This window comes from Salinibacterium sp. SWN248 (assembly GCF_015864575.1).
In the GTDB taxonomy this organism is placed as follows: Bacteria; Actinomycetota; Actinomycetes; order Actinomycetales; family Microbacteriaceae; genus Rhodoglobus.
Genome location: NZ_JADYWW010000001.1, coordinates 1,131,305 through 1,149,376 on the forward strand (window position 1 = coordinate 1,131,305; position 18,072 = coordinate 1,149,376).

Sequence of the window (18,072 nt, forward strand, 5' to 3'; positions counted from 1 at the left end):
TTGGGGCGGCTCTCAGACTCGCGGCTCTGCAGCGCGTCGAGTGCAAAACTGCGCTAGCGGCGCATAGTCTCAAACAAATGCAGCCGAGAGTCACCGCAGTACTAGTCGCCCGAAACGGTGCGAAGTATTTGCCACGAACACTTGCCGCGATCGCGGCCCAATCTCGACGACCCGATTCGGTCATCGTGGTTGATGCTGAGTCCAGCGATGAGTCGCTGGCTCTCATGGCAGACTCCGCTCCGGCGCAGATCGCAGACGCTCACGCGCACAAGACTTTTGGCGGCGCGATCGGAGCAGCGCTCTACACTGCTGCTCCTCAGGCCACAGAAAACGAGTGGTTGTGGTTGCTCGCGCACGACAGTGCGCCAGATCCGAATGCGTTGCGTGCTCTGCTCGGCGCGGTCGAAATTGCGCCATCGGTTGCAGTCGCTGGCCCCAAATTGGTGCGCTGGGATGATCCCGCCGTTATCTCGAACTTCGGCGAAACGCTGACGCCTCTTGGTCGATCTGTCGGTCTTGTCAATGACGAACTCGACCAGGCCCAACATGATGTGCAAACGGACGCGATGGGCGTGGCCGGCGCTGGCATGCTTGTGCGTCGCCAAGTGTGGACGGCGCTCGGCGGCTTTGATCCGAAACTTACCTCGGTGGATGCGGCACTCGACTTCTGTATTCGTGCCCGTTTGGCTGGCCACCGCGTCGTTGCTGTCGCGGATGCTCGCGTCGCAAGCTCTGGTGGCCCGGAACTATTCGGCAAGCGCACGATCTCGGCGGCGGCTCATAACCGCGTGCAACGTTTTGCGCAGCTTCACCGTCGACTCGTTTACGCGCCCGCGATCGCGGTGCCGTTGCACTGGCTGACGCTCTTGCCCCTCGCGATCTTGCGGTCACTCGGTCATCTCATCGCAAAACGTCCCACGGCAATCGCGGGTGAATTTGCCGCAGCCTTCGCCGCGATCTTCGACGGCGGCGTTGTTGCAGCCCGCCGCAACCTCCGACGCAACAAAAAGCTGGGGTTTGCGGCCGTTGACCCGCTACGGATGTCGTGGGCAGAGTTGCGCGAAATGCGGGCCCATGAACGTCACGGAGCGGCGCCCGATGCCGCGTTCGAAGTTGAGCGACCCAAGTTCTTTGGAAATGGCGGCGCCTGGGTCGTGCTGCTGGCTGGCATCCTCGGCATGATCAGCTTTTCCCGCTTTGTGGATGCTCACGCCCTCATCGGTGGCGGACTCCTGCCACTCTCGACAACCGTTTCTGAACTCTGGGCTCATGTCGGCTACGGCTGGAACGATCTTGCCCAGCAGGTAGTAGCGGCGGATCCGTTCGCCGCCGTTCTCGCAGCCTTGGGGGCGCTCACATTCTGGAATCCCTCGTTCAGCATCGTGATGCTGTATCTCTTGGCCTTGCCGCTGGCGGCGCTGGCGGCGTGGTTGTGTGCGGCAGCCATTTCGGAACGCACCTGGGCGCCAACCCTCGCTGCCGTTGCGTGGACGGTCGCTCCGAGCTTCTTGGTCGCTCTCGGCGAGGGGCAACTAGGCGCTGTTCTTGCTCACATTCTGCTGCCGTGGCTGATTCTCACCGCGTTGCGCGCTGCCCACAACTGGGCGATGGCCGCACTGGCCGCTCTGCTCTTCGCCGTAATCACGGCCTCGGCGCCAAGCTTGATTCCCGCTCTCGTGATCGGACTCGTAGCGTGGATTGTGCTTCGCCCCAAGTCGACTCATCGTCTGATCTGGATTGTTCTTCCCGCCGCTGCGCTGTTTGCGCCGCTCGTGATTCAACAGTGGGGTCGCGGCGCCCTTCTCGCGATTTTTGCCGACCCCGGACTGCCGGTAGCCCGCGTTGCCTCAAGCGGCTGGCAGTTGGCGATCGGCAGCGTCGTTCCCGGAACCAACGGGTGGAGCGAACTCCTTGCGACCCTCGGTCTCAACGATCGCTATGGCCCGCTCCTCGTAGCGCTACTGCTGGCACCATTCGCGGCCCTCGCCCTCATGAGCCTCTTTGTTCCCGGCACACGCCGCGCTGTTCCCGCTCTCGCACTCGCTCTGTTGGGCTTCGCGACCGCCGTCGCCGCGACGCACCTGACGGTGAGTGCTTCCGGCGAATCCGAAGTCACCGTGTGGGCCGGTGCCGGTCTTAGCCTGTACTGGCTCGGTCTCAGCGGCGCCGTGATCGTCGCGATCGATAGTCTTGGCCGTCATGCCGCCCTGCCAGCAGTGGTCGCCCTCGTCGGCATCCTCGGAATTTCTGCTGCACCGCTGTGGTCGCTCGCCTCGGGCAACGTGCCCGTCACGACGAGCAATGGGCGACTGCTTCCCGCCTTTGTCGCAGCAGAGTCAACACAGCGCGACGGACTTGGCACTCTCCAACTCACGGTGACCTCAGACTCCACTATCGCGGTCGATCTGCACCGCGGCCGCGGCTCAGGACTCGACGAGCAATCGACGCTCGCCGCAACAAGCACCGAACTTTCGGACGCCGAACTCGTCAACGCAACGCTCGCCGGCAACATTGCCTCACGCAGTGGCTACGCGATTGCGAACGAACTGAACGACCTTCAGGTCGCGTTCATCGTACTTACACCGGCAACTGATCCGGAGACCTCCGAAACACGTCAGCGCATCATCGAAGCCCTCGATGGCAACAGCCTCCTGAACCCCATTGGCGATACTGCCCAGGGCTACCTCTGGCACTACCCCGAACTGCGCGAAGCCGAGATTCCCGTCGGCGCAAGCAACACGGAAACTCGCTGGGGACAGATTGTGCTCGCCGGGCAGGCCACTGTCTTCGGTCTGACGCTTCTGCTCGCCATTCCGACAACTCGTCGCCGCCGTCTCAAAGCGGCCAAAGCGGAGAGCGCCGTCACCGTGATTGAGGCGAACCAATGATCGACAACGAACTCACCCCCGACGAGGCCGCCGCGCTGCCCGACCAGCCCACTGGCGAAGAATTCGATGATGACCACGAACTCACGGGAGCTCCTGAGCCAGAATCGAGCGCAAAACGGCCGGTCTCGGCGAAAGCCGCTGCTGCCGTCGGCGCGCGAGTCGTCGTCGGAGTACTCGGTATCGGAATTGCCGCCGCTGCGGTGCTCGGTTCGAGCTTTCTCGATCTTCCCTCGTACACAGCGACACCGCCAAGCGAGCTCGTTGTTCCGGTGCCCACAGCGCAGCAGCTGACGTGCCCCGGGCCACTCTTGCGGCTCTCGGACGAATCAGGAGCAGCGGCATCCGCCGTATTCACTCTCGGGCAAGCCCTCACACGTTTCTCCTCGAGCACGGGAACTGTTGAACAGTCCAGCATCTCCGCCTCGGATGCCCAAGCCGGTGAAGCCGTCGCGGAACCGTTGGTGTTGAGTGCTGCCCCTGACTCGCAATCTCCCGACTCGCTCGTGCGACTGAGTGGCGCGCAATCGCAATACGTGAACATCGGTGACTATGTTGGCTTCGCGGCTGCTGGCTGCCGTGCTGTCGGCGGCGATAGTTGGCTCGTTGGCGGTTCGACCACCACGGGGCGCACGACACTGATTTCGCTGACGAACCCCACCGAAGTTGCCTCGACAGTCACCCTCGATATCTTCGACGAGCGGGGGATCGTGTCAGCGGCCGGTACCACCGGAATCGTGGTCCCGCCCAATGGTCAACGCGTCTTGTCGTTGGCCGGGTTTGCGCCGGGCATTTCTTCTCCCGTCGTGCATGTGACGAGCACTGGTGGCCAGATCACGGCAGAACTGCAGCAGTCAATCGTGCGCGGGCTCGATGCTGGCGGTGTGGAGATCGTGGGCGCAAGCCAACCGTCATCTCGCTCGGTCGTAATTCCCGCGATGGTAGTGACCAGCCTCGAAGCCATTCAGGCTTTGCGCGGCACCGCAACCGAAACGGATGACGTGATTGCGGCGATCCGGGTGTTCGTGCCCGGTGAGGCACCGGCGACCATCACCACAACGCTGACACCGACGGATGCTGAGCGTGACCCTATTGAGTTCACTCTCGACCTGAGCGCTGGTGTTGTCACCGACATCCCGATCGAAGAACTTGCCACCGGAACCTACGCGGTTCAGATCGAATCGGACGAGCCCATCGTTGCCGCCGCCCGCACGACCTCCGCCGTAATCAGCGCGAGCGAAAAGATTTCGGCGACAGACTTTGCCTGGTTTACCTCGAGCCCGGCGCTCAGCGGTGACACCCAGTTCACGGTTGCTCCGGGGCTGGATGCCACCGTCAACGTGACTAATGCCGGCGAGACTGCAGTTGATGTTGCTCTCACCGCCGACGCGGGTTTCAACGAGGAGTACACGATCGAGGCGGGCAGCAGCGTAAGCGTGCCGGTGTCGAGCGGACGAACGTTCACGCTGACCCAGAGTGGGCCGGTCTATGTGAGTGTTACGCAGGCGGAGAACGGCTTCATCGCGGCGTATTCGATTGACCCGCAGACGCCAGGTTCTTCACCGCTGACGGTCTTTCCCTAGCGGTTAGAAATTGCGGAACCGCTCCGGGGCGAGTTCCCACGGTTCTTTGCCAATGTATTCGGCGACGGCCTGAAAAACACAACTTTCGATGAGCATCCGCTTATGAAGTTCGTCATCTCGGTGCAGCCTGGCCATCCGTTCGATGGGCAAGCGGTAGAGGATGATGCGCTTCTCATCGGGCAGGGCAGTCCAGCGCACGATCTTGCTGCCTTCGGGGCTGCTGCCGGGCATGAGCCCGAGCTCGAAGCGGGCACTAGCTAGCTCGTCTGGCCACATTTCTTTCAAGTACTGTGCGGCAGAAGCAACCGTGAGTTCAAAGTTTCCGTTGCGGCTGCTCAGCAGCGGAAGGTGCGGACCGGTAACGGCGGAGCGGATGCCGCGACCATGACGGTCGCGCCAGTTGCCCCGCACAGAGCGCGTCGACGCTCGCTTCGATGATCTAGCCACGTGCTCATTGTACGACCGCCAGTTGCCCATCTGTGGGCGCAGAGTCGTAGGCTAGGGCTCACAATGATCCAGCGCCCGTGCAGCAAGGTCGCCTGCAACTCCGAAGCAGTCGCCACTCTCACCTATGTCTATGCCGACTCGATGGCCGTTTTAGGGCCGCTGAGCTACAGCGCAGAACCGCACACCTACGATTTGTGCGACCGCCATGCTGAACGACTGTCCGTGCCTCAGGGTTGGCAGGTCGTTCGCCATGTAGTTTTGGGGCATGAGCAAAGCTAACCCCATCGATCTTGCACCGTTTATCAAGGCGTACGACGTTCGTGGCTTGGTAGGTTCGCAGCTCACCGACGACGTTGTTGAAGCGCTCGGCGCTGCTTTCGCTGACGAAGTGGATGCCGCCGGCCACGAAATCATCGTCGGCCACGACATGCGCGACTCCTCTCCGGGATTCGCTGCAGCCTTTTCGGCGGGCGCGCGCTCTCGCGGCGCCAACGTTGTTCTCATCGGGCTTTGCTCGACAGATGAAACCTATTTCGCTTCCGGTTCGCTCAATGCTCCGGCCGCCATGTTTACGGCCAGCCACAATCCGGCGACGTACAATGGAATTAAGTTCAGCAGAGCCGGTGCACAGGGGATCAGTTTCGCGACCGGTTTGAAGTCCATTCGTGACCGTGCCCAGCAGTACCTCGCAACAGGGATCGACGCGGTTTCCGCGGTCGGCGCCCAGCGAGAGCTCGATGTGCTTGGCGACTACGCCAGCTACTTGCGTGAACTCGTTGATCTCAGCGGCATCCGCCCCATTCGTGTCGTAGTAGATGCCGGTAACGGCATGGGCGGCATGACAGTTCCGGCTGTGCTCTCGACCGCTGCCGGTTTGCCGGCGCTGCCCATCGAGATCATCCCGATGTATTTCGAACTCGACGGCACCTTCCCGAACCACGAAGCCAACCCGCTTGAGCCCGCCAACATCGTTGACCTGCAAAAAGCGGTGCTCGAACACGGTGCGGATCTCGGGCTCGCGTTCGATGGCGACGCCGACCGCTGCTTCGTGGTCGACGAGCGCGGAAATCCCATGAGTCCCAGTGCTGTTGCCGCGGTCGTGGCCCTGCGGGAAATTCAACGGGTGCGCGCATTGCAGCCGGAGGGCGACATCCGTGTTATCCACAATCTGATCACTTCGCGCATCGTCGCCGAAACGATCGAAGCCGCTGGGGCGATCCCGGTGCGCACCCATGTTGGCCATTCGCTCATCAAGGACCAGATGGCGGTGACCGGCGCGATCTTTGGTGGAGAACACTCGGCGCACTACTACTTCCGCGATTTTTGGGGCGCCGATAACGGGATGCTCGCCGCGATGCATTTGCTTGCCGAGTTTGGTTCGCAGCAGGAGCCCCTCTCGGTGCTCTCCGATCGCTATTCGCCCTATGCGGCGAGCGGCGAAATCAATTCGGTGGTGGACGACGTTCCGGCAGCCACTGCCCGCATCCGTGTGGCCTTCGAGGGTGAGGCCGAGTTCGATGATCTTGATGGCCTCACCGTCACCGGCACCACGGCGGCGGGCGAACCCTTCTGGTGGTTCAACGTGCGTCCTTCGAACACTGAGCCATTGCTGCGACTCAACGCCGAAGCCGGCGATCAGGCAACGCTTGAGATCGTTCGCGATCGCGCGCTTGCGTTGATTCGCGCTTAGCCGCGGTCGCTTGGAAAGCCGCGCGGAACACCCGTCAGCGCGGGGGAGAGGGCGGCAAGCCGTGCTTTCTCGCTGGCAAGCGCGACAGTCTCGCGCTCTCGCCGCACAGCGCTAACGGCGCTGAGCAGCACTTCTGGCTCCACGGCGGGTAGCGGAGACACGTAGGCGGACGCCTCGTGCGCAAGGTTCAGGGCGTGCTGGTGGCGCGTCATCGGCGTATAGCCGGGCGCAGCGACCAGAAAGTGCGAGATGCGCCGGGCCAGAGCATCCGGCATCTTGGCAACATCGGCGGTGCGAGCCCAGTCAGCCAACTGGCCGGGCAGCTGCACCACAGGGTTCGAGAACTTCGACACGCGTTCGTACTGGGCGTAGGTGCCCGCCACAAGGTCGCCGAGGCGCTGTGCGCGAGTGTTGAGCAGCGCCACGATGGCGGCCAAGCCACCCGCGGTCATGAAGATCTCGAGCACACCGATCAGAGCGCGGATGAAGGCATGGCGAAAGCCGATCGCACCGCCATCGTTGCGAACGATGCGGGCTCCGATCGCAAGCTTGCCGAGGGACTTGCCGCGGCTGAGTGTTTCGACGGCGGTGGGGATGACCACGAGGCAGATCACGGTCGCGCTGACGGTAAGCGCCGTGGCGATTGCTTGGTCGAGACCGGCAGCGGTCGCGAAGGCAAATGCGCCGATCAGGAGGCCAATGAGAGCGGCCGCGTAGACCAGAAAATCGATCATGGTACCGGCCGCACGCAAGACAAAACTGGTCGAATGCAGCTCCAACGCAACGGCTTCACCCGTGATGAGCTCATCGGGTTCGTCACCATACGCAAATGTGTTGGTCGTTTGTGGGCTCGGCATGACATCATTTAAGCAGATGGATCTCGACTCTTACTCAGCCGCGCACCGCGAAGAATGGGATCGCCTTGCCGATTTGGGCAAGCAACGACGACTTTCCGGCACTGATGTCGACGAATTGATCGATCTTTACCAGTCCGGCGCCACTCAGCTGTCAGCGATGAAGACGAGTTCGGGCCAGTCTGCGCAGGCTGATCGGCTCTCGCTCACCCTCAGCCGGGCGCGCCTGCGATTCACCGGGGCCTCGGCAAACCTGCTCAGCCAGCTCCCACAATTCTTTGTTGTTCAACTTCCGGCGGCGCTCTACCGGGTGCGCTGGATGTCGCTCATCCTCGCCGCCGCAACCTTCCTTGTTGGTTTCCTTTTCGCGTGGTGGGCAATTTCAAACCCGCAAGTTCTTGCAAACTTCGGAACGCCGGCAGAGCGTGAAGCTCTCGCTCAAGATGACTTCGTCGGGTACTACTCCGAATACTCCGGCGGATCATTCACCGGGTTCGTCTGGACCAACAACGCGTGGATTGCCGCACAATCTGTCGCGTTCGGAATCATCGGCCTCTACGTTCCCTACCTGCTGTTCAACACGGCCCAGCAGCTGGGATTCACCGCGGCAATCATGAACGAGTTCGATCGACTTGACGTGTTCTTTCTCTACATCGCTCCGCACGGCCAGCTTGAGCTCTACGCCATCTTCGTGGCAGGCGCGACCGGAATGATGATCTTCTGGTCGTGGGTCGCCCCAGGGGCACGCACGCGGGCTCAATCGCTCGCACACGCTGGTCGCTCGCTCTTCACGATCGTCGTTGGGCTCATCCTTGCGCTGCTCGTGTCCGGAGTGATCGAGGGCTATGTCACGCGCCAGGACTGGCCGTGGCCCATCAAGATCGGCATCGGCACTGTCGCGCTCGCCGGATTCTTGGCATACCAGTGGATCCTCGGTGGGCGCAGCGCTCGCGCAGGCAACACGGGAGACCTCAGCGAGTTCGACGCGGGGGCTACCCACATCGTCGCCAACTAACGACCAGCCGTACTAACGCCCAGCCGCGCTGTGGCAGCACTGGCGCAGCTCAGATGAGCTCGTAGAGAGGCTCTGCCGTGGTCTCGTGCCGCTACAGCTTTCCGGCGGCCTTGAGCGCGATGTAGTGGTCGGCAAGAGCCAGCGGCAGTTCACTGGGGCGTCTCGAGACGACGGATGCTCCGAGCTGGTTGATCGCGGCGGCAACTCGCGACTGATCGAGGAGAGCGCGCTCGGCCGCCCCGGCGAGATAGACGGCGTCGCGCGTGGAGCGGTCGAGCGTGGCATCCGCAATGGATGGATCGGTGACGGAAGCCACCACAACAGTGTGTTTCGCGGTGAGCTGGGGGAGCATGGCGAGCAGACCGAGGCTTCCGCCCGGCGATTCGGCTGTTGTGGCGAGAACGACGAGCGCGCGTTGGGTGGTGGCCTGACGCACAAGGCCCGGCACCGAGTTCCAATCCATCTCAATGAGTTCCGGCTGCACCGGCGCCATGCTGTTGACCATTTTCGAGAGCAGGTCGGGTCCGCTGGCACCCTGCACTCGTGCGCGAACGCGGCGGTCGTAGATCATGAAGTCGACGTGATCACCGGCACTTGACGCGAGAGCGGCGAGCAGCAACGCTGATTCGAACGCGGTATCGATGCGGGGCTCGTCTTCGATTCGGGCGGCTGAGGTGCGACCGCTGTCGACGACGATGACAACGCGGCGATCACGTTCGGGGCGCCACGTGCGCACCACAAGTTCAGAACGGCGGGCGGTGGCACGCCAGTCAATGGAGCGAACGTCGTCGCCGCGCACGTAGTCGCGCAGGCTGTCGAATTCGGTGCCTTGACCACGGATCATGACGCTCGTTGCGCCATCGAGTTCTCGCAGGCGAGCGAGCCGTGATGGCAAGTGCTTGCGAGAGTTAAACGGGGGAAGCACGGTGAAAGAGCTCGGCACGCTCACCGTGATTTGACGCGCAATCAGTCGCAGCGGGCCGTACGACCGCACCGTGACGTGCGCGGCTTCGCGGGTTCCTCGCCGCACTGGAGTGAGCACGGTGCTGAGTTCTCGACGTTCGCGCGACGGCACGGTCAGCGGAACCCGGTTGGTGTGAGCGCCGGCGGATGGCTGCCAGCCGTCGCGCACGACGGTGCGCAGTCGGCGGCGGGTCGGGTTGGTGATGCGCAGGGTTGAGCTCGTGGTTTCGCCGAGGCGCACCCGGTCGGGCGCGATGCGTTCGAAACGCAGCGACCGCACCGACACCGCCAGCAGCAAATCGATGGCACCGACGACGATGACGAAAAGCAGCCACAGCGTGAGTACAAAGGGCTCGCCAGTCAGGACGATCGGCACAATGCCGAGCGCCAGTAGAGCGACGAACCATCCAGAAAGCGCCATCGTTAGATCGGAACCTGCACTTGCTGCACGATCGATCGCAAAATCACGTCAGACGAAACGCCTTCAAGCTCGGCCTCTGGACGGAGCTGGATGCGGTGGCGAAGCACCGGCAACACCATGCTCTGGATGTGGTCGGGCGTGATCGCGTCGGCGCCGGTGAGCCACGCCCAGGCCTTGGCTGCCGAGATGAGCGCGATCGCACCACGAGGGCTGACGCCGAGCTTCACGGAGGGGCTCTGACGAGTGGCGCGAGCGAGGTCGACGGCGTAGGCAATCACGTCAGGGCTTGCACCGACTTTTGCTACGGCATCCTGAGCGGCGGCGAGCATGGTCGCATCGAGCACGGGGGTCACTCCGGCGGCGGCGAGATCGCGCGGGTTGAAGCCGGCAGCGTGGCGAGTGAGCACTTCGATTTCAGTGTCACGTTCTGGCAGATCGAGCACGAGCTTCAGCAGGAAGCGGTCGAGCTGAGCTTCGGGCAGTGTGTAGGTGCCTTCGTATTCGATGGGGTTCATCGTGGCCGCGACCATGAAAGGTACGGGCAACTTGAGTGTCTTTCCATCGACCGAGACTTGGCGTTCTTCCATCGCTTCAAGCAACGATGACTGAGTCTTCGGGGGTGTGCGGTTGATCTCATCCGCGAGCAGAATGTTGGTGAAGACGGGGCCTTCGCGAAACTCGAACTCGCCAGCCTTGGCGTCGTAGACGAGAGAACCGGTGACGTCACCCGGCATGAGGTCAGGCGTGAACTGCACGCGCTTGGTGTCAAGCTGCAGGGCACGACTGAGGGTGCGCACGAGAAGGGTCTTGGCAACGCCGGGAACACCCTCGAGCAGCACGTGGCCGCCCGTGAGCAGTGCAATGGTGAGGCCGGTAACAGCCGCATCCTGACCAACGACCGCCTTGCCTACTTCGGTGCGGAGTTGAGTGAATGCGTGCCGCAGTTGCTCGTCAGTCATATCTCGATTCTTCTCTATCTCTGGCTCGGTGGGGCTGAGGTTGTTAGGCGGGGCGGATGACAGCGTGAACTCGATCTTCGAGAGCAAGCAATTCATCGGAAAGGGTGATGAGTTCGTGGTCGGAGGCGGGCTCGCGATCGATGAGCAACTGTCGCAACGGCTCGATCGGCTGACCAACAAGAGGTGATACTCGGTTGATGACATCGTTGACGGATGCCGTAGTCGGCATGCCGCACAGTACGGCGAGACGGCGAATTGTTCCGATGCGCAGCGAATCGAGGGTGTGGAGTCTCGCTGTGGAGCGCTCATAGAGCCGCGCCCGCCCCTGCATCGTTTCGCTTGAGCGCACGGTCACGGGCAGTTTTTCGATCACGAGCGGGCCGAATCTGCGACCACGCCAGAGTGCGCCAGCCAGAAGTGTCAGCATCGTAAGCCAGACACCGGGCAAGACCCACCCGGGGGCGAGTTCAGCGGGCGTCTTGGCGTCACCGGAGTTGGCGAGGTCGAGGAAGCTTGGCGTGTACCAGACGAGCGTTTCGTGCTCGCCGAGGAGCCGCAGAGCGAAGGCCGCGTTGTCGGCTGCCGTGATGTCGCCATTGCTGAGCGCATCAGTGGCGCCAAGGATCCGAAGTTCAGTATCACCGCGGTCGAGCACGATCAGCCCGTAGCCATCGTCGTCGTTTCCGTAGCAGGCCGTGATTTCGGCGCTCGGCTCGATCACGCGGTAATTGCTCGGGCCGGCCGTGATATCGGGGGCCTGCGCGACGAGCGGTGCTGAACAGGATGCCGTAACAGCATCCGAATTTTGGCCGGCGTGGGCGACTTCTGGTGCCACCCGCAGAAGTTCGGTGAGGGTCGGATCGGCGAAGACGACGGTCGCCGCGAGTCCGGTTGCCGCGGCTACCTGGTCTTCGCTGAGGTACGCCTCGAAGTTAGTGAAGAACAGCGTGCTGTCGTCGGAAGAGTCGAGCGCCGCGCGAGTGTCATCGAGCGTCGTCGTAACCAGCACGTCGACGCCCTGATCGCGCAATACTTCGGCGAGCGCCTGCGTTCCTGCTTCATAGGCACTGGTGGGGTCGAGCGGTGGGCCTTCGACTGCTGTCCCTGCGAGATTGAGACTCGCGATCGCGACGAGAACCACGAGAATCGAGCCGGCAACCCAGTAGAGGGCGCGCTTGGCTGTGGTGCCGACGCGGGGGGTGAGCACCGTCGTTTCTGACGCGGTTGCTTGTGCGGCGCTCACAGGGTTGCCTCGGCGAGATCAGGTTTGGCCGCACGCACGCGTGCTTCCAGCGTGCGCAGTTCGTCGTACTGTTCTCGTGTTGCTGGTTTGCGCATGTAGCGCACGAGGTCGAAGACGTCGGCACTGTGGCCTAGCTCGCGGGCGAGCTCGGGCAGCGCGCGACTAGCGCGGCTGGCGAAGCCGTGACCGGTGGTGCCGGGCGTCATACTCACGAGAGTGCGTTCCGAGAGCCCGCGGGCGATCGAACGGAACATGTCAGCGATCGCTTCGGCAAAGTCTTCGCGCGCAGCAGCCTGCTCTGCGGATGCCCGCAATTGGGCTGCCGTGCGGTAGTCGGCCTCACCGAAGATGCCCTCTTCGTGGCGGCTCTTGCGGTTGAGGCGGGGGAGTCCGTAGACCACGATCGCAGCGATAATGGCGATCGCGACAAGAGCCAGCAGCACGATCAACACGATGGTCGGGATGCCCGTTCCTTCGCCAATGGTGAGGCTCGCTAACCAATCGCTAAACGCCTTCGAGACTCGGTCGAAGAGTGTGGGGCGGGCTGCCTGATACGGAGCTTTCGAAAGCTCGTCGATCAACCAATTCGTGGCCTGCTCCGAGTCGGGATCGACCGGAACCTCGCTAGAAACCGCGCGCGCCGAGCTGGATAACAGCAAGGCGGGCACGGTGACCGAGAGCGTTGCTAGCGTCATGAAGCCGTGTAAGGAGACGCGTCAGGTGCGCGTCGAGGCGAGCTGTCGAGGGTGAGGTACGGGTCGGGCACCGAGAAGTCGCCAGCGTTCCGAGCCTCGACGAAACGAGTGAGTTCCAGGTCGAACCCTTCTTTTCGCATCCGCATGTCGATGTACAACAGGGCGGGGGCTGCTGATTGGATGACGATCGTGACAGCGCTGATCACGATTGAAACGACGATCGTCACGATGTAGAGCGCGATGAAAGCGACAACGGCGGCATCTTCGTCGCCGGTTGGATTGAGGAGGCCAACGCCGAGACCGCCGATGAAGCTCAGCGGGGCGGTAACCACACTCGACACCGTGTTCACGATGACCATGATGAGCAGCAAGATGCCGAAGGTGCGCCAGAAGCTTCCCTTGACGAGCGACCATGAGCGACGAATCGCTTGGCCGAGCGGCAAGCGCTCGATCATGAGCGCACTCGGAACGAACGCGAAGAAGGTACCGAGCCAGGCTGCGAGGAAGACACTCGCGGCGATGCCGAACAGCGTCACGAGCACTCCAATGACGATGCCAGCCGTGTCACCCCACGTGAACAGCAGCACAGCAATGCCCGCGATGAGAGCGATTCCGATAATGGCGGCGGCAGCAACAAGGGCTGACCAGCCAACGAGAGCCCAAATGCGGCCCTTCGCGGCTGCCCACAGCCCGCGCAGGCGCAGTCGTTCACCGACAGCACCGCGTGCCACCTCGAGCGAGACGATTCCCTGAAGGAGTGCGCCACCGATCAGGGAGAGGACGACGGCAAAGAGTGCCGACAAAATTGTTCCGGCGGTGGCGCCAGCTTCGATGGCAGCGGCATCCGCATCGCTCGCGCTGAGCGTGCGTTCGACGCCGGCAAAGGTCACGACGCCCACGAGTACGAGCGAAGCGATCATGACGATGCTCATGATCAGCAGGGCGAACCCAAATGTGGGGCGGGGGTTGCGGCGAAGCACCATGAGCGATGCCGAAAGAATGGCGCCGAGTCCCAGGGGGGCCAAGGGGATAAGCCCGGGCTTGGGTGGTGGGGTCCACGAGGGAGCTGGAGCACCATACTGGGGCGCTCCCGGCGCGCCGTGAGGGGCTGCGGATGTCGTTCCCGGTGCGTACGCCGCAGACGGGGCAGGGGGTGCAAGCGGCTGGGAACCGTCGACAGGGTTACTGCTATCTGGCGATTGCCACGGACTGTTATCGCTCACGTCTCACCCTCGAATGTTGAACTGCATCTATTCAATCTCACTCATGTTTTCACACTCGACTACTCTTATGCGAAAGCTTCTCACTCTGTTAGCCCGAGAGCTAGAAAGTATCGAGGACACGTGAACCCGCGAATTCTTGTAGTCGATGACGACACTGCCCTGGCAGAAATGATCGGAATCGTTCTACGCACTGAAGGTTATGAACCATTTTTCTGCCAAGACGGCGCCCTAGCGTACGACGCCTTCAAGTCAGCAGCGCCCGATTTGGTGCTGCTTGACCTGATGCTGCCCGGAATGGACGGCATCGAAATTTGTGCCCGCATCCGTGAAGAATCTGGCGTGCCGATCATCATGCTCACGGCCAAGAGCGACACGGCGGATGTCGTGAAGGGGCTCGAGAGCGGCGCCGACGACTATGTCGTCAAACCTTTCAACCCCAAAGAGCTCGTTGCGCGGGTGCGCACCCGGTTGCGCCCAGCCAGCGACGCTGCCACCGGCACGCTGACCGTCGGCGACCTTGAGCTGGATGTCACGGGCCACGAGGTTCGCCGCGGCGACACCAAGATCAACCTGACGCCGCTCGAATTTGAGCTCCTGTTGGCGCTGGCGATGAAGCCTGAGCAGGTCTTCACTCGCGAGATGCTGTTGGAGCAAGTGTGGGGCTACCACTACAAGGCAGACACCCGGCTCGTGAATGTTCACGTGCAGCGGTTGCGCGCCAAGGTTGAAGAAGATCCCGACAACCCGAAGATCGTGATGACGGTTCGCGGGGTTGGCTACCGCGCCGGCGCCAGCGCCTAACTTTCATGCTCGAATTCGACTGGCGCGGCTGGATGCAGCGTATTGCTGCTCTGTGGCGCTCGTCGCTTCAAGTGCGCACGGTGGCGATCACAGTGTTGTTGTCGTCGGTTGTTGTCGCGGTGATCGCGGGCTATATGTCGCTCAGTGTTGGCGCGAATCTTTTTGATGCGAGTCGGGATCAGCTGACGCGCACGTCTTCGAATGCGACGCTTGCGGGTCAGCAGGTGTTCGATGCCGCTGATGAAGACCTGGGCCTTGAAGATCTCGATGACATGATGCGGGATGTTGCTGGCGTGATTGAGAGCGTCGCCTCGAGCACGGGGGGCACGAGTTACGCGATCTTGCGCACGCCTGGTCAAGACGGCCCGCGGGTTCCCGCTGACGTGCAGACTCAGGGGTTGTCGTCGGAGTCACTTATTTCTCAAGAGCTCCGCGACGTGGTGGCGGAATCCACCGAGCAGCGCACCTACTGGCAGTCGGTGGCACTCGAGCAGTCCGAAGATGGGGCCGTGCATCCTGGCCTCATCGTGGGGTCGACCCTCGACATTCGAGGCACGCAGTACGAGCTCTATCTGGTGTACGACATCCAAGACACTCAAGACACTCTCGTTGTAGTGCAGCAAACGCTTGGGCTTGGTGGCTTTGCCCTCTTGGCGCTCATCGGCATTGTCACGTTCGTCGTGGTGCGCCTTGTAGTCGGGCCAGTGAAGTTGGCGGCTGAGACCAGCCAACGCCTTGCCGCCGGTGAACTTGAAGTGCGCATTCCGGTTGAGGGCAACGATGTCATCGCAACATTGGCGCGCTCATTCAACGGCATGGCCACGAGCATGCAGCAGCAGATCACCCGGCTGGCTGCTCTCTCGCAGGTGCAGCAACGCTTTGTGTCGGATGTCTCGCACGAGCTTCGTACGCCACTCACGACTATCCGGCTCGCCGGCGACGTTCTTTACGACCAGCGTGAGTCGTTCCCGCCCGCAACGGCCCGCACGGCTGAACTGCTTCACACTCAAGTGGAACGATTCGAGTTGCTGCTCGCCGACCTGCTCGAAATGAGTCGTTACGACGCGGGTGCCGTCGATATGGAAACCGAGCCAACCAACCTCGTGCGTCTCGTCGAAGACGCCATCGAGAGCCTCACGTCGCTGGCAGCAAGCAAGGGTTCCGAATTGCGACTTGTGGCACCCGGTGGCTACTTTGAAGCGGATGTCGACCCGCGTCGCATCCGTCGCATCCTTCAGAATCTGCTCAGCAACGCCATCGACCACGGCGATGGATTGCCGATTGTGGTGTGGGTTGACAGCGATCAAGACGCGGTCGCTATTGCGGTGCGTGATTATGGCGTCGGCATGAGTCAGGGAGCACTTGAGCGAGTGTTCGACCGCTTTTGGCGCGCCGACCCTTCGCGCCAGCGCACCACAGGCGGCACCGGTCTCGGCCTTGCCATTGCCCTTGAAGATGCTGCACTTCACGGTGGCTGGTTGGAAGTGTGGTCGGATGGGGACAACGGCTCGTGCTTCCGCTTGACCATTCCGAGAGCTCGCGGTTCTGAGTTGCGCTCGTCGCCTCTTGAATTGCCGCCGAATGATGACGTACCGAGTTTGGAGGGACCACATGCCTAAGGTCTCTCTCGCCTACCTCGCCCTTCTGGCTGCCGTTTCGGTGGCGCTCACGGGCTGCGTGGGCGTTCCGCTCTCGAGCGACGTCCAGTCGGGGCCGCTCATCGATGAACAAGACGATACTCAGTACGAAATTGTGGCATCGGGCCCCGTTGCGGGCTCAACCCAAGAACAAATTCTTACTGACTTCATGAGCGCCGTGCGGTCGCCATCGCGTGACTATTCGGTGGCTCGCGAGTTCCTCACGAGTTCGATGAACGAGACGTGGGCCCCCGCGGCAAGCGCAACTGTCCTCGAGCGTGACAAGCTGCCGACAATCGCTCCGGCGCTCGAGGGTGATTCGCTCAGCTACTCGTTCTCCGCGCAAGCAGTGATCGATGAGCGGGGGGTGTACTCCGAGCTGCGGTCTCCCGTCTCGCAAACCCTCGCGTTCGAGTTCGAGCAGGTGGCTGGCGAGTGGCGGATATCTAGCGCTCCACCGGGAATCGTGCTCTCCGACCGTGGTTTCGAAGTGAGTTTCGAAGAACAGGTTCTGTACTATTTCGATCCCAGTTTCGCCTACTTGATTCCGGATGTTCGTTGGTTCGCTGTGCGGCAGTCCTCCCAATCGCGTGCCATCCAGGCGCTGTTGGCCGCAGATTCTGCCTGGGTGCAGCAGGGCGTGCTGCTGACGGCGTTCCCACCATCCACAACGCTCGGCGCTACAAGCAGCCTGACCTCGGGGCGAGCAGTCGTTGACCTGAGTTCAGAAGCGCTCGCCGCGAATACTGTTGCTCGCGAGCGCATGCAGCAGCAATTGTCGGCCACGCTGCACACGCCCATTGTGGTGTTGACGGTCGACGGTCGCGATCTCCAGAGCACCAGCTCAGGGCAGAGCGCTGCTGTGATTGAGCCAGGTTCAGCTGGGCCGCTCGTGGTGGGAACCGGCAGCGAGTTCGGGTTCAGCACGAGCGATGGACTCAGCGAAATCAACGAACTGAGCGCATTTGTGGTCGAGGCAGGCGCGACAACCGCGGCGCTGTCGGCCGACCGGCTTTCTGTGACCTATCGGGCTGCCGACGGAGGTGCCTACTTTGCGACGGTGGGAGTCGCTCCGCGACTGATTGACGAACGACCCGGCCTGGTTGCGCCGTCGCTTGATCCGTTCCGATTCGTTTGGTCAGCGCAAGAGGCCAGTGCGACGTCGCTCTCCACGTTCGAGGTCGACGGCACCGAGCATCCGCTGCAAACGACGCTGCCTGCGGATTCCACAATCGTGTCGCTGGATGTCTCGCGTGACGGTGCGCGACTGCTCGTGTATCTCTCCACGCCGTCTGGGCCGCAGTTGTTGGTGTACGGAATCGTGCGCCAGCAGGGAAATGTGCCCGTGCAACTCGTGGAGCCGGTATCGCTGCCGGTTCGCGCCGGGGAAGCCGTAGACGCCGCCTGGGTCGGTTCCAGTACGGTCGCGACGCTTTCGGGAACCGCTGACTCCACCGAGGTTACTGCCTACGAAATTGGTGGCCCTTCGCGTGAGCTCGGCGATGTCGACGGGGCGACGCAGCTGGTCAGCACGGGAGCAAACACCGATGGGCTGCGGGTGCTGGCCGACGGCGAAGTATGGCGGCCGCAAGGCAGCCAGGCGTGGGTGCTCGCGGGGCTCGACGCCTCCTTCATGGCGTCGCAGCAGTAACAGCT

15 protein-coding genes are annotated in these 18,072 nt (G+C 62.4%); 8 read left to right on the forward strand and 7 right to left on the reverse strand.

Annotation, left to right across the window (positions count from 1 at the left end):
- The first annotated feature begins 77 nt into the window (after positions 1-77).
- Together I6E73_RS05355 and I6E73_RS05360 are read left to right on the forward strand one after the other, a co-directional pair.
- Positions 78-2,888: a glycosyltransferase family 2 protein gene (locus I6E73_RS05355; protein WP_197123674.1), complete on the forward strand. Its 2,811-nt coding sequence runs from the start codon at positions 78-80 to the stop codon at positions 2,886-2,888.
- A complete protein-coding gene (locus I6E73_RS05360; RefSeq protein WP_197123676.1) occupies positions 2,885-4,468 on the forward strand; it encodes a DUF5719 family protein in 1,584 nt (527 codons plus the stop codon). The genes I6E73_RS05355 and I6E73_RS05360 overlap by 4 nt, the downstream gene beginning before the upstream one ends.
- Before the next feature lie 3 nt (positions 4,469-4,471).
- On the opposite strand, the gene I6E73_RS05365 is transcribed toward I6E73_RS05360, so the two are convergent.
- Positions 4,472-4,915, reverse strand: a complete 444-nt coding sequence (locus I6E73_RS05365; RefSeq protein ID WP_197123678.1) for a metallopeptidase family protein — start codon at positions 4,913-4,915, stop codon at positions 4,472-4,474.
- Positions 4,916-4,978: 63 nt separating this feature from the next.
- Between I6E73_RS05365 and I6E73_RS05370 the strand changes: the two genes are divergently transcribed.
- Positions 4,979-5,194 carry a DUF3499 family protein gene (locus I6E73_RS05370; protein WP_197106176.1) on the forward strand — a complete coding sequence of 72 codons (216 nt, stop codon included), beginning with the start codon at positions 4,979-4,981 and terminating at the stop codon, positions 5,192-5,194.
- Complete coding sequence (locus I6E73_RS05375; RefSeq protein ID WP_197123679.1) at positions 5,181-6,605, forward strand: phosphomannomutase/phosphoglucomutase; 1,425 nt, start codon at positions 5,181-5,183, stop codon at positions 6,603-6,605. The genes I6E73_RS05370 and I6E73_RS05375 overlap by 14 nt, the downstream gene beginning before the upstream one ends.
- Here the strand turns inward: I6E73_RS05375 and I6E73_RS05380 are convergent.
- Positions 6,602-7,462, reverse strand: a complete 861-nt coding sequence (locus I6E73_RS05380) for an RDD family protein (RefSeq protein WP_197106174.1) — start codon at positions 7,460-7,462, stop codon at positions 6,602-6,604. The two genes, I6E73_RS05375 and I6E73_RS05380, sit on opposite strands and share 4 nt — an antisense overlap.
- Positions 7,463-7,478: 16 nt before the next feature.
- Here I6E73_RS05380 and I6E73_RS05385 point away from each other — a divergent pair, with 16 nt between their 5' ends.
- Entirely contained in the window at positions 7,479-8,474 is a 996-nt protein-coding gene (locus I6E73_RS05385; protein WP_197125155.1) for a stage II sporulation protein M, read from the forward strand.
- A 91-nt stretch (positions 8,475-8,565) separates the two neighbouring features.
- Here the strand turns inward: I6E73_RS05385 and I6E73_RS05390 are convergent, their stop codons facing one another.
- From I6E73_RS05390 to I6E73_RS05410, 5 genes are read right to left on the reverse strand one after another with little or no spacing between them, the layout of a single operon-like run.
- Positions 8,566-9,858 carry a DUF58 domain-containing protein gene (locus tag I6E73_RS05390; protein WP_197123680.1) on the reverse strand — a complete coding sequence of 431 codons (1,293 nt, stop codon included), beginning with the start codon at positions 9,856-9,858 and terminating at the stop codon, positions 8,566-8,568.
- Positions 9,859-9,860: 2 nt separating this feature from the next.
- Positions 9,861-10,817 carry a MoxR family ATPase gene (locus I6E73_RS05395; RefSeq protein ID WP_197106172.1) on the reverse strand — a complete coding sequence of 319 codons (957 nt, stop codon included), beginning with the start codon at positions 10,815-10,817 and terminating at the stop codon, positions 9,861-9,863.
- A 43-nt stretch (positions 10,818-10,860) separates the two neighbouring features.
- On the reverse strand, positions 10,861-12,060 hold the full coding sequence (locus I6E73_RS05400) for a DUF4350 domain-containing protein (RefSeq protein ID WP_197123682.1): 1,200 nt from the start codon (positions 12,058-12,060) through the stop codon (positions 10,861-10,863).
- The gene (locus tag I6E73_RS05405) at positions 12,057-12,755 is read right to left on the reverse strand and encodes a DUF4129 domain-containing protein (RefSeq protein ID WP_197123684.1); all 699 of its coding nucleotides are present in this window, start codon (positions 12,753-12,755) and stop codon (positions 12,057-12,059) included. Before I6E73_RS05405 ends, I6E73_RS05400 begins: the two co-directional genes overlap by 4 nt.
- Entirely contained in the window at positions 12,752-13,978 is a 1,227-nt protein-coding gene (locus tag I6E73_RS05410; RefSeq protein ID WP_307784232.1) for a hypothetical protein, read from the reverse strand. The genes I6E73_RS05405 and I6E73_RS05410 overlap by 4 nt, the downstream gene beginning before the upstream one ends.
- 120 nt (positions 13,979-14,098) lie before the next feature.
- Here I6E73_RS05410 and mtrA point away from each other — a divergent pair, with 120 nt between their 5' ends.
- The 3 genes from mtrA to I6E73_RS05425 are packed head-to-tail and all read left to right on the forward strand — an operon-like array spanning position 14,099 to position 18,067.
- Complete coding sequence (mtrA, locus tag I6E73_RS05415; protein WP_197106170.1) at positions 14,099-14,779, forward strand: MtrAB system response regulator MtrA; 681 nt, start codon at positions 14,099-14,101, stop codon at positions 14,777-14,779.
- Between the two features lie 5 nt (positions 14,780-14,784).
- A complete protein-coding gene (gene mtrB / locus I6E73_RS05420) occupies positions 14,785-16,398 on the forward strand; it encodes an MtrAB system histidine kinase MtrB (RefSeq protein WP_197123686.1) in 1,614 nt (537 codons plus the stop codon).
- Positions 16,391-18,067, forward strand: coding sequence for an LpqB family beta-propeller domain-containing protein (locus tag I6E73_RS05425; protein ID WP_197123688.1), 1,677 nt, complete (start codon positions 16,391-16,393; stop codon positions 18,065-18,067). Before mtrB ends, I6E73_RS05425 begins: the two co-directional genes overlap by 8 nt.
- Positions 18,068-18,072 lie beyond the last annotated feature (5 nt).

What these genes read in the sequence shown, in the direction of transcription:
- I6E73_RS05370 (WP_197106176.1), top strand. Translation starts at nt 4,979, where the DNA reads ATGATCCAGCGCCCGTGCAGCAAGGTCGCCTGCAACTCCGAAGCAGTC.
- I6E73_RS05360 (WP_197123676.1), top strand. Translation starts at nt 2,885, where the DNA reads ATGATCGACAACGAACTCACCCCCGACGAGGCCGCCGCGCTGCCCGAC.
- I6E73_RS05390 (WP_197123680.1), bottom strand. Translation starts at nt 9,858, where the DNA reads ATGGCGCTTTCTGGATGGTTCGTCGCTCTACTGGCGCTCGGCATTGTG.
- I6E73_RS05380 (WP_197106174.1), bottom strand. Translation starts at nt 7,462, where the DNA reads ATGCCGAGCCCACAAACGACCAACACATTTGCGTATGGTGACGAACCC.
- I6E73_RS05405 (WP_197123684.1), bottom strand. Translation starts at nt 12,755, where the DNA reads ATGACGCTAGCAACGCTCTCGGTCACCGTGCCCGCCTTGCTGTTATCC.
- I6E73_RS05355 (WP_197123674.1), top strand. Translation starts at nt 78, where the DNA reads ATGCAGCCGAGAGTCACCGCAGTACTAGTCGCCCGAAACGGTGCGAAG.
- mtrB (WP_197123686.1), top strand. Translation starts at nt 14,785, where the DNA reads ATGCTCGAATTCGACTGGCGCGGCTGGATGCAGCGTATTGCTGCTCTG.
- I6E73_RS05425 (WP_197123688.1), top strand. Translation starts at nt 16,391, where the DNA reads ATGCCTAAGGTCTCTCTCGCCTACCTCGCCCTTCTGGCTGCCGTTTCG.
- I6E73_RS05395 (WP_197106172.1), bottom strand. Translation starts at nt 10,817, where the DNA reads ATGACTGACGAGCAACTGCGGCACGCATTCACTCAACTCCGCACCGAA.
- I6E73_RS05375 (WP_197123679.1), top strand. Translation starts at nt 5,181, where the DNA reads ATGAGCAAAGCTAACCCCATCGATCTTGCACCGTTTATCAAGGCGTAC.
- I6E73_RS05385 (WP_197125155.1), top strand. Translation starts at nt 7,479, where the DNA reads ATGGATCTCGACTCTTACTCAGCCGCGCACCGCGAAGAATGGGATCGC.